This window comes from Flavobacterium xanthum, assembly GCF_900142695.1.
GTDB lineage: Bacteria > Bacteroidota > Bacteroidia > Flavobacteriales > Flavobacteriaceae > Flavobacterium > Flavobacterium xanthum.
The window spans coordinates 88,830-102,311 of sequence record NZ_FRBU01000005.1 but is presented as its reverse complement, the minus strand read 5'-3'; the positions used below and the strand labels follow the sequence as shown (position 1 = coordinate 102,311).

General features: G+C 33.5%; 10 protein-coding genes. 5 read left to right on the top strand and 5 right to left on the bottom strand.

Annotated features, from left to right (window positions below):
• Positions 1–17: 17 nt before the first annotated feature.
• Positions 18–926, bottom strand: coding sequence for a 16S rRNA (cytosine(1402)-N(4))-methyltransferase RsmH (gene rsmH, locus BUC11_RS03550; RefSeq protein WP_175547723.1), 909 nt, complete (start codon positions 924–926; stop codon positions 18–20).
• Entirely contained in the window at positions 901–1,374 is a 474-nt protein-coding gene (mraZ, locus tag BUC11_RS03545) for a division/cell wall cluster transcriptional repressor MraZ (protein ID WP_073351956.1), read from the bottom strand. Before mraZ ends, rsmH begins: the two co-directional genes overlap by 26 nt.
• A 380-nt stretch (positions 1,375–1,754) precedes the next feature.
• On the opposite strand from mraZ, the gene BUC11_RS03540 reads away from it, so the two are divergent.
• Positions 1,755–2,528 (top strand): alpha/beta fold hydrolase, encoded by a 774-nt coding sequence (locus tag BUC11_RS03540; protein ID WP_073351954.1) that lies wholly within the window; start codon positions 1,755–1,757, stop codon positions 2,526–2,528.
• A 31-nt stretch (positions 2,529–2,559) separates the two neighbouring features.
• The gene (gene yihA, locus BUC11_RS03535; protein WP_066079974.1) at positions 2,560–3,180 is read left to right on the top strand and encodes a ribosome biogenesis GTP-binding protein YihA/YsxC; all 621 of its coding nucleotides are present in this window, start codon (positions 2,560–2,562) and stop codon (positions 3,178–3,180) included.
• Between the two features lie 228 nt (positions 3,181–3,408).
• Here the strand turns inward: yihA and gldC are convergent, their stop codons facing one another.
• Entirely contained in the window at positions 3,409–3,744 is a 336-nt protein-coding gene (gldC, locus tag BUC11_RS03530) for a gliding motility protein GldC (protein ID WP_073351952.1), read from the bottom strand.
• Positions 3,744–4,700, bottom strand: coding sequence for a gliding motility lipoprotein GldB (gene gldB / locus BUC11_RS03525; protein ID WP_073351947.1), 957 nt, complete (start codon positions 4,698–4,700; stop codon positions 3,744–3,746). The genes gldC and gldB overlap by 1 nt, the downstream gene beginning before the upstream one ends.
• A 100-nt stretch (positions 4,701–4,800) precedes the next feature.
• Here gldB and nadE point away from each other — a divergent pair, with 100 nt between their 5' ends.
• Positions 4,801–5,601, top strand: coding sequence for an NAD(+) synthase (gene nadE, locus BUC11_RS03520; protein WP_073351945.1), 801 nt, complete (start codon positions 4,801–4,803; stop codon positions 5,599–5,601).
• 100 nt (positions 5,602–5,701) lie between these two features.
• On the top strand, positions 5,702–6,331 hold the full coding sequence (locus BUC11_RS03515; protein ID WP_066079986.1) for a response regulator transcription factor: 630 nt from the start codon (positions 5,702–5,704) through the stop codon (positions 6,329–6,331).
• A 147-nt stretch (positions 6,332–6,478) separates the two neighbouring features.
• On the opposite strand, the gene dnaG is transcribed toward BUC11_RS03515, so the two are convergent.
• Entirely contained in the window at positions 6,479–8,455 is a 1,977-nt protein-coding gene (gene dnaG, locus BUC11_RS03510) for a DNA primase (RefSeq protein WP_073351943.1), read from the bottom strand.
• A 298-nt stretch (positions 8,456–8,753) separates the two neighbouring features.
• On the opposite strand from dnaG, the gene BUC11_RS03505 reads away from it, so the two are divergent.
• Positions 8,754–12,341 (top strand): PAS domain-containing protein, encoded by a 3,588-nt coding sequence (locus BUC11_RS03505; protein WP_073351942.1) that lies wholly within the window; start codon positions 8,754–8,756, stop codon positions 12,339–12,341.
• The last annotated feature ends 1,141 nt before the right edge of the window (positions 12,342–13,482 follow it).

The window sequence follows — 13,482 nt, the reverse complement described above, 5'->3', positions numbered from 1 at the left end:
ACCTACGAAGCTTAGAATTACCTCTTTTCAGCTATTCGTAATTTTGCACTTCTCGCTCTATTATTTTCTTTAATCTCGGCGTTATCTGGAACGATTAATTTTCCCACTGTTTTGAACGGAACCGAAAAATTACCAAAAAAGTCGCGCTCTGGTTCTCCTTCGAACATTCCGTTTTTCATAAATCGCTTCACCAATCTGTCTTCTAACGAATGATAGGAGATCACACTTAATCTTCCATTTGGATTTAATATTTCCAGTGACTGTTCTAAAAACTCTTTCAAAACATCCATCTCCTGATTTACTTCTATTCGAATGGCCTGATATATCTGAGCTAATATTTTATTTCGGACTCTCTCTGGTAAAAAACGTGCTAAAACCTCCTTCAATGCATCTGTTGTCTTGATTGGATCTTGTTCTCTAGCCTCTATAATTGTTCTGGCCAAAACGGGCGCGTTTTTCAATTCACCATAATCCAAGAACACTCTTTTTAAATTAGCCTCGTCATATTCATTGACCACTCTGTACGCATTCAAATCATTTTTCTGACTCATCCTCATATCTAAGTCTGCATCAAAGCGAGTAGAAAAACCGCGTTCTGCAACATCAAATTGATGGGAAGAAACCCCTAAATCTGCCAAAATTCCATCCACGCTTTTTACTCCATAAAAGCGTAAAAATCGTTTTATAAATCTAAAATTTTCATTGATCAACGTAAATCTTTCATCAGCGAGAGCATTGGCTAAAGCATCTTCATCCTGATCAAAAGCAAATAATTTTCCATCTGGACCGAGTCTTTTCAAAATCTCTTTTGAATGTCCACCTCCACCAAAAGTCACATCAACATAAATGCCGTCAGGCTTGATATTTAAGCCATCTACTGATGCTTGAAGCAAAACCGGATTATGATATTCCATTGTCGTCGTCATTTATATTTCCCATTACATCTTCGGCTAAATCTGCAAAATCTACATCTTCGCCGCTTATTGATTTTTCATACAAATCTTTATCCCAAATTTCTACAATATTTACAGCAGAGGAGAAAACTACCTCTTTAGTAATATTGGAGTAAGCCACCAAATCTTTAGGAACTAACAATCGCCCTAAAGCATCAATCTCAACTACTTTGACACCAGCGGTAAACCTGCGAATAAAGTCATTGTTTTTCTTTACAAATCGATTGAGTTTGTTGATTTTTTGCATCATTAAATCCCATTCTTTCATAGGATACAACTCTAAACAAGGCTGAAAAACAGAACGCTTCAAAACGAATCCGTTTTGAAGTGAAGTAGCCAACTGCTTTTTTAAGGGCGCTGGCATGAGCAGCCTCCCTTTAGCATCGACTTTACATTCATATGTTCCGACAATTGTATCCAAGCAAAAAGTATTAAATGATATAGAGCAAAAATATAAAAAATATTACCACTATTTACCACTATATACCACTTTGTTAATAAGTTTAACCACTTTAGGACAAAAACCCTTAATTTATGGACTGTCAAAAGATTAGCCTTCCTTTGTCGTATTTGTAAGAAACATAATGTTATAAAAAATAGACCTTAAAAACACAAAGAATTATCGTTTTTAAATACTATGAGGACCGCTTAAAAAGAGTAAAATAGGGACTGAAAATTGAAAAAAAAGTATCAATTAGTAGAGCCATCTCGATAATTTTACAATTAAAAATTGTTGTAAAAATTCATTTTTATTTATTAAATCCTATATTTGTCAAAATTGAAAATCCGGTTTCACAAAAAATGGAAAAACACTATAAAAAAGAAGGTAGATACAGCTATTATGAAGCTGGCGAAGGAACTCCAATTGTGATCTTGCATGGACTTATGGGCGGACTCAGTAATTTTGACGCTGTGGCCAATTATTTTTCTGCACGAGGATACAAAATCATCATCCCAGATTTACCCATATACACGCAAAATATTTTGAAAACAAATGTCAAAAGTTTTGCGAAATACGTTAAGGATTTCATCACATTCAAAGGTTTAGAACGCGTGATCCTTTTAGGAAACTCCTTGGGTGGCCACATTGCATTATACCACACTAAAATGTATCCTGAAAAAGTAGCTGGGCTTGTAATAACTGGTAGTTCTGGACTTTACGAAAGCGCTATGGGTGACAGTTATCCAAAAAGAGGAGACTACGAGTACATTAAGAAAAAAGCTGAGGATGTGTTCTACGATCCCAAAGTAGCAACTAAAGAGCTTATTGATGAAGTATATGAATCTGTAAATGATCGTATTAAACTGATTAAAACGTTGACGATTGCCAAAAGCGCTATTCGTCATAATATGGCTAAAGATTTACCAAAAATGCATGTTCAAACTTGCATTATCTGGGGAAAAAACGACAAAGTTACCCCGCCAGATGTTGCAGAAGAATTTCATAAATTATTACCTAATTCGGCTTTGTATTGGATTGACAAATGCGGTCATGCCGCCATGATGGAACATCCCGACGAATTTAATCGCTTGTTAGAAGATTGGTTAACCCATACTCATTTAGCCGTACACTAAACATAGAAGGAGAATTTTATACCCTGAAAAAATGAAAATTAATACCGCCGAATTTGTTATCAGCAACTCCGATGTAAGCAAATGTCCTAAAGACTTTTTGCCGGAATATGCTTTTATAGGCCGATCAAATGTTGGGAAATCCTCTTTGATCAACATGATAACAAATCAGAAAAAATTAGCAAAAACTTCTGGAAGACCTGGGAAAACTCAACTGATTAATCATTTTTTGATTAATAATAATTGGTTTCTAGTGGATTTACCAGGTTATGGTTATGCTAAAGTTTCTAAAAAAACAAAATCCATTTTTCAAGAATTTATCACGGATTATTTTGAAACAAGAGAGCAATTAGTTTGTGCTTTTGTGTTAATAGACATCCGTCATGAAGCACAAACGATAGACATCGAATTTATGTCGTACATGGGGGAAAGTGAAATTCCTTTTTGTATTGTTTTTACCAAAGCAGATAAAATCAGTAAGGTGAAAATTGATTCTCATGTTGCCGCTTACAAAAAGAAAATGTTTGCTAACAACTGGGCCGAAATGCCACATTATTTTGTAACCTCAGCTACAGAATCTACCGGAAAAGAAGAATTATTGAGTTATATAGACGAAGTAAATCAAGAAGTATTCAAAAACAATGCTCAGTTTTAAAAACACGCTAGTTTTTATAAAATAAAAAAATCCCAAAACCTAATTTAGTTTTGGGATTTTGCTTTAGTAGAACTTCAACTCCATTACTAAAATTCGATTCCGTATTTTGCCATCTTTTCCGACTATTTTTTGACCGTAGCGAAAAATTTAGAGGCATACAAAACCAGCTAATTCCTGACCGAGGTCGAATTTTTCTTCTAAATAATATCACCGAAGCGTACTACCTTACTACTTTTTTAGGTCCAATTTCTCAGCAAAATAATCACAGAAATCTTTCATTGTATCTGCCATCTTTTCATCATCTGTGGCTCGTTTAAATGTTTCAGACATCGCTACTAAAGTCTGATGAAAGAAAATTTTCATTTCATCGACTGGCATGTCTTTGGTCCATAAATCAATCCGCATACTTTCTTTTGCTTTGCTATCCCAAACGGACAACATAATTGCTTTTGCCTCCTCTAACTCGACTCCTCCATCTTTTGCAGACCACATTAATTTTTCTGGAACACGGTTTTCGTCTAATTCGACTAGAAACTTAATTTCTGATGTATTTTTATTTGACATTATTTCTTGGGTTTGTATTTTGATTTAATAAAAATTTCTTTCGCATTTGTTTTCAACAAATCCGCAATAGGCAGTTCATTATTTTTTGCATAAGATCGCACAATCTGCCAACCTAACCATGCTCCAACTTGTCCTGGTGAATCATTATCAATTTCTAAATAAAATTTAGAAAATGGCGCCGGATTTATAAATCTAGGGACTAATTTTTGATCACTGCTGTAAAGCATTTCTTTTTCAATAAAATAACGCCACATGTAACTTTCATTTTCCTGACACCAAACTATTTGTTCAGGAGTATATCCCATTTTTTCGGCATCTGAATAAGTAGGCAATAATAAATCCTTTAAATACAATTGCTTTCCATGATAAATCATTTGACTTAATAAATCCTTCTCTAGTATTGGCGCAATTTTACGGCCAGCAAAACTTGAAACTACATCTGGCGCAATCTGCCTTTGCTCAAAATTTTGTTTTAAATAATTTGGAAACTGATAAAACTTGTGATCCTTCCCTAAATACAATTCAAGGGATACAATGACCAGACTGTCCGCATAGATAGCTTTATTTTTATAATCCATTTCAGAGATTATTGTAATTACTTTGGGCGTTTTGGTTTGTGGAAAATAGTATTTAATATGCTTAAAAAGCGTTTCTAATTCTTCTTTCACGGGTTCAAAATCAGCATATTTTTTTTGAACTTCGGTATACAATTCTCTCCAAATAGGATCTTGCATTTTATTTAACCAAACACTGTTGTCATTTCCTAAAGGAAAGAAAAAAGGAAATTCTTTTTTTACTTTTTCTAAATTCTGTGGCGGTGTTTCAAAAAATATTTTATCAAAACGTACTACCTTCACTTCCATAGGAATGGCTGTTACAGCACTTTCAACTTTACTTTTCTTGTCACAAGACAAAACGAAGAGGCAAAAGACTACAAGAAACAGATATTTTTTCATATATATTAATTAAATTTGTTCCCAAAGCATCCTGGGAAACGAAAGCACAAGACAACTATTTTGCAAATATACATTCCTGCTTTTTAAAACGTAAACTATTATGACTAAAAAAAGTACAATTCAAGTTGAAAAAGTGAATATCCAAATTGTAAACTGGCTGAAAAGTTATGCTGAGAATGCAAAGGTAAATGGATTTGTTATAGGCATATCAGGTGGAGTAGATTCAGCCGTTACCTCAACCTTGTGCGCTCAAACAGGATTGCAGGTTTTATGCGTAGAAATGCCAATCCATCAAGCAGTAAGTCATGTCACTAGAGGACGAGAACATATTGAACAGTTAAAGCAACGATTCCCTAATGTTACTAGTATTGAAGCGGACCTAACCCGTGTTTTTGACACCTTCCAATCAGCAGTTCCTGGCGATTCAAATGAAGCCAAAGTATCCTTAGCACTAGCCAATACTCGCGCACGATTACGAATGACCACTTTATATTACTTTGCTGGAATTCATGGCTTGTTGGTTGCCGGAACCGGTAATAAAGTAGAAGATTTTGGAGTTGGTTTCTATACAAAATATGGAGATGGCGGAGTGGATTTGAGTCCAATTGCCGATTTAATGAAATCCGAGGTCTATTTATTAGGCCGTTTTTTAAAAATACCAGAATCCATATTAGAAGCCTCCCCAACAGATGGCCTATTTGGTGATGACAGGACAGATGAAGATCAATTAGGAGCTAGTTATGATGAGCTAGAATGGGCAATGACGCAGGATGAAGCTAGAAAAAATAAGGATGACTTTTCAGGAAGAGAAAAAATTGTTTTCGAAATTTACAAACGATTAAACACCATTAATCAACATAAAATGACACCAATTCCGGTTTGTTTTGTGATAAAAGAGTAAAGAAATCATATTTTATATTGATTTACAATTAATTACAGAATTTATTTATTAATTTTACAGCTCCAATTACAATTAAAAACAATTCTAAAAATTAAAAATTATGATTAAAGTATGTATAGCCGATAATTTCCCTGTTGTGCATTTTGGAGTAAAATCTTACTTTAAAGATAATGCAGACATCTCAATAGTTGCCAACGTGGGCAATTTCCTGATGGTGAGGGATATCCTTCAAACAAAAGACATTGATGTATTAGTATTAGATTTGGAGCTGGAAGGTCTTTCCAGTATTTTTGAGGTTAAAGCGGTCTTGAAAAATTTTCCAAAAACAAAAATTATTATCTTCAGTGGTCTTTCTGAACAAATTTATGCGCCAAATGCCATAAAAGCTGGAGTATCTGGCTTTGTACATAAATCAGAAAAGTTAGAGACTTTAGGTATTTCTATCATTAAAGTCTATCAAGGTAAGATCATAATGAACGAAACCGTGAAGAAAAACTTAGCGTTGATTGCTAAACAAAGCAAGAGTGAGCGTTTGTATCGTAAGCTGTCCAATCGAGAAGTGGAAGTATTGCGTTATTTAAGTGGAGGAAAAAAGAATCATGAAATTGCTGAAATTTTAGGACTCAACGAAAAAACGATCAGTACGTACAAATTGCGATTGCTTACAAAACTAAACGTTACCAATTTAGTAGACTTAGTAGAAAAAGCAAAAAAACTAGAGATTGTTTAGCACTAGCTAAAGGATACTCTTCCTGTTTTTTTTTAACTAAAAAAAGATTACGAATTACGAAAAGCGCTGTAACATCCGAATTTGATTCTGATGTCACAGCGCTTTTTTATTCTTGCCACTTGATGAAAACTTGAAATTTTGTGTTTTTCAATGGTAGCGCACTACGACTCTTCCTAATTTCCTTGAAAATTTTCCTCTAAGTTCGATATAATTCATTACCATGGTTAAGGATTCCATATTATCAGAATCTGGTTCATTTGACACCGCATTTTTTAAATCTTCGATAATCTCACTGAGTAAGAACCATCTGAGAGTAAACAACGTGTCCGAAATACTCTGATTTAGTGTTTCTTCTTTGGTTTTTGGAAATATATTCTGGCCAATCCAGTCGTGCAATACGTATTTTTCATCTTCCATCATAATACTTGTTACCTCTTGAGGAACACCCGCCTGCAAATGACTTATATATTTTTCCACACCAGAATCTTCGTTTTGAAGGTAATAATTAATTAAATCACCATAAATTTCCTTGAATATTGGACTTGTAAACTCTACTTCATCTTCTTGTAAACTTAAATATATTTTTTGAAAAATCTTTAATTCTTTCATCTCAGAAACTTCTATGATTTCTCCTTCTTCATTGGCCTTCATCAATACTTCTTCAAAATTCTCTGTCTTGTTTCCGTATAACAAAAGAACTTTGATAATCTCCCGTTCAAATAGATAAAGAGAATCCACTTTATCCGCTGGATTTGTACTTTCATTTTTCACAAAGTCAAACGCCTTTTGAACTTGTTTTTGCTTTTTGTCCACTTCATTAACCTCTTTTTGGACTAATTGCGCTAAAGTACTTTGCAAAACTTGTTCTGAAATATCCATTATCCTAGAACACTCTTGAATGTAAATTTCTCTCTGGATTCTATCTGGAATTTTCGAAATACTCACCACCATATCCCGAATCAAATCAGCTTTTTTGATAGGGTCATTTTTAGCTTCATTCATCAAAAGGGATGCTTTGAACTGGATAAAATCTTTAGCGTTATTCTCTAAATAAAAAATTAAGTCCTCATAGGATGTTTTCTTGGCAAAACTATCTGGATCCTCTCCGTCTGGAAAAGTACACACTTTCACATTCATGCCCTCTTCTAAAATCAAATCTATTCCACGGATAGAAGCACGTAATCCTGCTGCATCGCCATCAAAAAGCACGGTGATATTTTTTGTTAATCGGTTTACTAATCGGATTTGGTCGGGTGTTAATGCTGTACCAGAAGAAGCAACGACATTCTCAATTCCCGCTTGATTGAACTGAATTACATCTGTATATCCTTCTACTAAATAACAATTATTCAGTTTAGCGATAGATTGTTTGGCTTGATAAATCCCATAAAGCACTTTACTTTTGTGGTAAATATCACTTTCAGGCGAATTTAAATATTTTGCTGCTTTTTTATCATTGGTAAGAATCCGTCCTCCAAAACCCAGCACTCTTCCTGACATACTTTGGATAGGAAACATCACGCGTCCTTTGAAACGATCAAACGGTCTGTCTTCTCTAGGGATTGTCAACCCTGTGCTTTCCAGAAAGTCTAATTGATAGCCTTTACCAAGCGCTTCTTTTGTAAATGCATCCCAGGCTTCGGGTGAATAACCTAGACTAAATTTCTTTATTGTTTCATTGGTAAACCCTCGTTCTTTAAAGTAGGAATACCCAATCGCCTTTCCTTCTTCGGAGTTTAAAAGCGTATTATGAAAGTAGGTTTTTGCAAATTCCGAGACCAAATACATGCTTTCTCGGACATCAGTATTGGCTTTCTCTTCATCCGTTTGCTCCGTTTCTTCAATTTCAATATTGTACTTTTTGGCTAAATAGCGAATCGCTTCCGGATAAGTAAACTTTTCGTGTTCCATCAAAAAAGCCACAGAGTTACCTCCTTTTCCTGAGCTGAAATCCTTCCAAATTCCTTTGGCGGGTGAAACCATAAACGATGGAGAGCGCTCTTCAGAGAAAGGACTCAACCCCTTGAAGTTAGATCCGGCTCGTTTTAAATTTACGAAATCACCAATAACCTCCTCAACTCGAGCAGTTTCGAAAACAGTATCTATAGTAGCTTTTGAAATCAATATTTTTATTTTGGAAATCCAAAGTTACAAAGTTTAGCGCGACAAAATTATACGTACAATGAATAAAATCAAACATCCTTGCACTTTCCTACTTTCGCAATAGTTTCAAGAAACTAAAATGCACTAAACCTGAATTCTAAATATTATTTAAGGCTAAAAAACTTACTTTTAAGATTGATTTCCACAAGAATCTAAATTTCCTTTTTAATCACGGTTCATTTATAATTAAATATGCGTTCATTTGCAAATGATTTCCAAACCAGTAGTTTAATTTAATACCTCATAAGTAATCCTTTTTATGGTAATAAAACCTTTATCAAAGACTAAAAAGGCAAATTCTAATTTGCTGTTAAATACTAGCTTCCAAAAAAAATTAGAAGAAAATTTATTATTTCTCTCCGAAATAGGTATAATTTCAGCTGCTTTTATCACATTCCGTGAGCATGAAAATCATTCTATTCAAGCTAAGGTTGGCTTGGAGACTTTAAGTAATCCAAACGATATTATTTGTTTTGAAGAATTAGTAAAAAACAATGAAGTCTTACTTATTTCTGACATCAAAAAAGATTGCAGATATCAATCACTTGACCATACTGAGTCGGTTCCCTTTTTTGAGTTTTTCGCAGGTTTTCCTATAACCATATCTGAACTTTTTACAGGAACACTTTGCATATTAGATAAAACGTCCAGAGAATTGTCCTGCAATGATTTAAAAATCATAAAACAATCCGTTAGCAGCATAGAATCTATAGCACAGCTAAATATAAAGAACCAAGAGTTGCAAGCGCTCAAGAATCACAATAGAATAAAATTTCAAATGTTTGAAGAAAATTCAAAGGAGATTTTATATCAGATTAATTTAGAAGGAGTGCTCACTTACGTATCAAAAAATTGGACAACTTCTGTGGGACACGAATTGATTGAAGTTATTGGAACAAACTTTTCCCAATTTATCCATCCAGATGACATTGAAAAGTGTACTGTCTACTTCAATTCTATAACTCTTAATAAAAAAAATAGCAAACAAATTTCCTATAGATTACTACACAAGAAAGGGCACTATGTTTGGCATTCCTCTTGTGTACAATTATTTGAAAAGGATGAAGGACCTTTTTATATTGGCAACTGCACGGACATCACAGAATTTATAGAAACTGAACAGAAACTGAATCAACAAAAAGATTTCTACGAAACTATATTGAATAGTTTACCAACCGATGTTGTGGTTTTTGATATCCACCATAAATACCAATATTTAAATCCTGTTGCTATTAAAAACAAAGAACTTCGTGAATTTATCATTGGGAAAGATGATTTTGAATACGCAGCACACCTGAATAGAGATTCCTCCATTGCCAAGAGTCGTCGAGAAAGGTTTCTCGCCACACTTCAAAACAGAGAGACCTCTTTCTGGGAGGAAACTTTACATGCAGTAAATGACGGTAAAACCTATCATAACCGCAAATTTACTCCCGTTTTTAATGATGATGGAAGTTTTAAAATGATGATTGGTTTTAGTGTTAACATCACAGAAAGTAAAAACATAGAAGCGGAAATAATCCAAAGTAGAGAATTAATCAAAAATATTTTAAATAATACCGCCGTAGGAATTTTGGTTCAAGGACCCAACTCGGAAATTTTAGAAAATAATTTAGCTGCCTGCGAGATGCTTGGACTTACGCAAGACCAACTTTTAGGAAAGACCTCTTTTAATGACTACTGGCAGGTAATTCACGAAAATGGCACCAACTTTAAACCGGAAGAACATCCTGTACCGCAGTGCATACAGTCCTTAAAACCAGTCAACAATATAGTAATGGGGGTTCATCGACCAACCAAAAAAGATTTGGTTTGGTTATTGGTTGATGCTATACCCATTTTTAACAATAATCAGGAATTGCTTTATGTAATTTGTTCTTTCAACAATATTACCCACCAAAAAAACACCGAAGAAGCGTTGAAAATTAGCAATGAGCGTTTTACTTATGCCACTAAAGCAACATCTGATGTAATTTGGGATTGGGAAATAAGATCTGAAAATCTTATAATTGGAGAAAACTACACGAAGCTTTTTGGTCATAAAATAAATAACAAAAATAACTTTTTAAAAGTAACCGAATTTAATAACCTGATTCATCCTGATGACTTAGAAAGAGTTCTTAAAAACGTCAACAAAACACTTGAAAGTAAAGCAACAACTTGGTACGATGAATTTCGCTATTTAAAATCTGATGGTTCTTATGCTTATTTAATAGATACGGCCTATATTATCCGAAACAAATCAAACAAAGCGATTCGTATGATAGGAGCTCAAACGGATATCACCACTAAGAAAAAAGTTAGTGAAGAATTACGCATAAGTGAGGAAAAATTTAAAGGGGCATTTGAACATTCTGCTGTAGGAATGGCGATTATAGATCTCGATGGTTTTTGGATCGAAACAAATGCAAGATCATGGGAAATATTAGGCTATTCTAAGGAAGAGTTTAAAAAATTAACTTGCCTAATGATGACCCATCCAGATGATATAGAAGCAGATGTAATCAATAAAAAAAGATTGACTTTAGGTTTAGCGCCAAATTTCAATGTGGAAAAAAGATACATCCATAAAAACAAATCTATAGTATGGGTTCATTTGTCTGTATCAGTAGTAAGGGATAATGAAGGAGCAATTATGCATTATATTCCACAGATTATAGATATTACCGAAAGAAAAAAAATAGAAGCAGAAAACAAATTACTAACAGAGGAAAATTTCAGAAATAAAGCAATCCAACTTAATGAAGCTAAAAACAGGTACCGACTTTTGGCAGATAACACACTTGATTTAGTTTGTTTGCATAATTTAGATACTACTTTTCAATATGTCTCTCCCTCCGTTTACAAACTTTTAGGCTACAGTCCTGAATACTTAATAGGAAAATCACCTTTAGCATTTACACATCCCGATGATGTAGAAAACCTACAAGAGAACATTTCAATTTTATTAACTAAAAAGGAAGATGTGACCGTACAAACTAGATATAGAGACACAAATGGACAGTACGTATGGTTTGAAACCAAAGCTAATTTAGTTAAAGTAAATGGAATCCCGGTTAGTTTTCATTCAGGAACAAGAGAAATTACTGTACAAAAAGAAGCAGAGGAATCTATTAAGAAAACACTGGCTCAGGAACAAAAACTAAACGAGTTACGCACCAACTTAGTTTCGACCATATCACATGAGTTTAGAACCCCGATGACAACTATTAGAACAAGTGCAGAATTAATAGAAATGTATACTGAAGGGCAAACATTTAAAAACTCTGACCGACTGCAAAAGCATTTATACACCATTACCAATGAAATAGATCGCATTGTCGAACTAATGAATACAGTATTGACTATTTCTAGGGAAGATTCAGGAAAGACTAATTTTAGTCCAATTCCTTTCGACTTAAAGCAAGTTTGTTTGGATGTAATTGAAACCAGTTACTCCAATCAAAAAGATGGCCGAACCGTAAAAACAGCCATTCAGGGAAATTTATTTCCTGTTCTTGCAGATAGGAATCTAATGGAATACGCGCTGTTCAATGTTTTAAATAACGCTTTTAAATATTCTGAAGGATTTGGCGACATCGTCCTTTCTCTTTTTACTAGAGACACTACCGTTAGTGTTGAAATTATTGACTTTGGTATCGGGATTCCAAAAATAGATCAGCATAAACTTTTCAACACCTTTTTTAGAGCTAGGAATACTGATGGGATTCAAGGTACTGGTTTAGGGCTTTATATAGTAAAAACATTTACTGAAAAAAATTCGGGAATTGTGAAACTCGAAAGTAAATTAGGAAAAGGCACAAAAATAACCTTAGAATTTCCACTGCATCATACCAACGAATGCTAATCAATACTATTTTAGTCCAAATACAATTTTGATTTCGAGCTAGAAAGCACACCTTCCTCTTTAGCACAAATTAATTTGTTATTGACAAACTGGTCAAGCAATGAATAAGCGTGAAAATATGCTTTTTAGATAGTGTTATTGCTAAAAACTCAGAACCTTTTGTTGAGTACTAACTTATAGGAATACCAGCGAAGAGTTAGAGAAAATCGAATACAGAAAAGGACAAGTACCGCGAAAAGACTTTGCAACGGGAAATTTATTTTATAAGAAACTTGTATTGCATACCAGCATAAATAAAGAATAACTAGCACTAAAGCATTTATTGACAGAACTCTACTTTTTGTAATTCTAATGTTGGTTATTTGATTCAAGTCTAAACCTATTTTAGGTCCGTTAGTACAAACTAATAGTTTCTGTTCTACAATACCAAAAAAACAATCATTAGGCGTATTATTATTATGTTTGTTTTCTAAACTTAAAATCATATTGCTGCATCATTTAACTTATAATATTCCTACCAAAACAGCTTACATTAATCAACCAAATCTTAATTATAAAAACTTATTACTCCTAACAAATTTTAAGTAAGCTGTCCGGTAAGAACCCCAAATCTTGAGCCAAATGTATATTAAGGCGTGACTTAAACATAGATTTTAAGGGATAGGTTAAAAAGAAGTAGTGATAATTTTAAATAGCAACAAAATACTATTAAATAAAGACGGCATTTCGCTTATTAAATTTTCGATTTACTTTTTATCACCAATTAATAAAACCAGTAATTTGTTGGTAAAAAATATAGATTAGGAGTTGATTTTACCATATTTATCTAAATAATTCCTTTGGTAATATTGGTAAAACTGAACTTAAAATGAAGTCGATCAAGTACAAAAACCAGAGATGCTACTTAAATAGTGCGACAATAAAAAAAGCAAAAACTACGATAAACACCCCAAGAAGGAGGACTGCGCTGACACAGAGATTAATTTTTTTATTTAAATTCTCGTCTTTATTTTTTAGCAAAATATCTAATTTAGCCCAATCACTATCTGAAGGAGGAGTGTTCATAATTTACTTTTTCATGGAATTATAGCTTAAATATAAAATCCTAAAAAGAGTTTAATTCCGTTTTGACTAATAAATT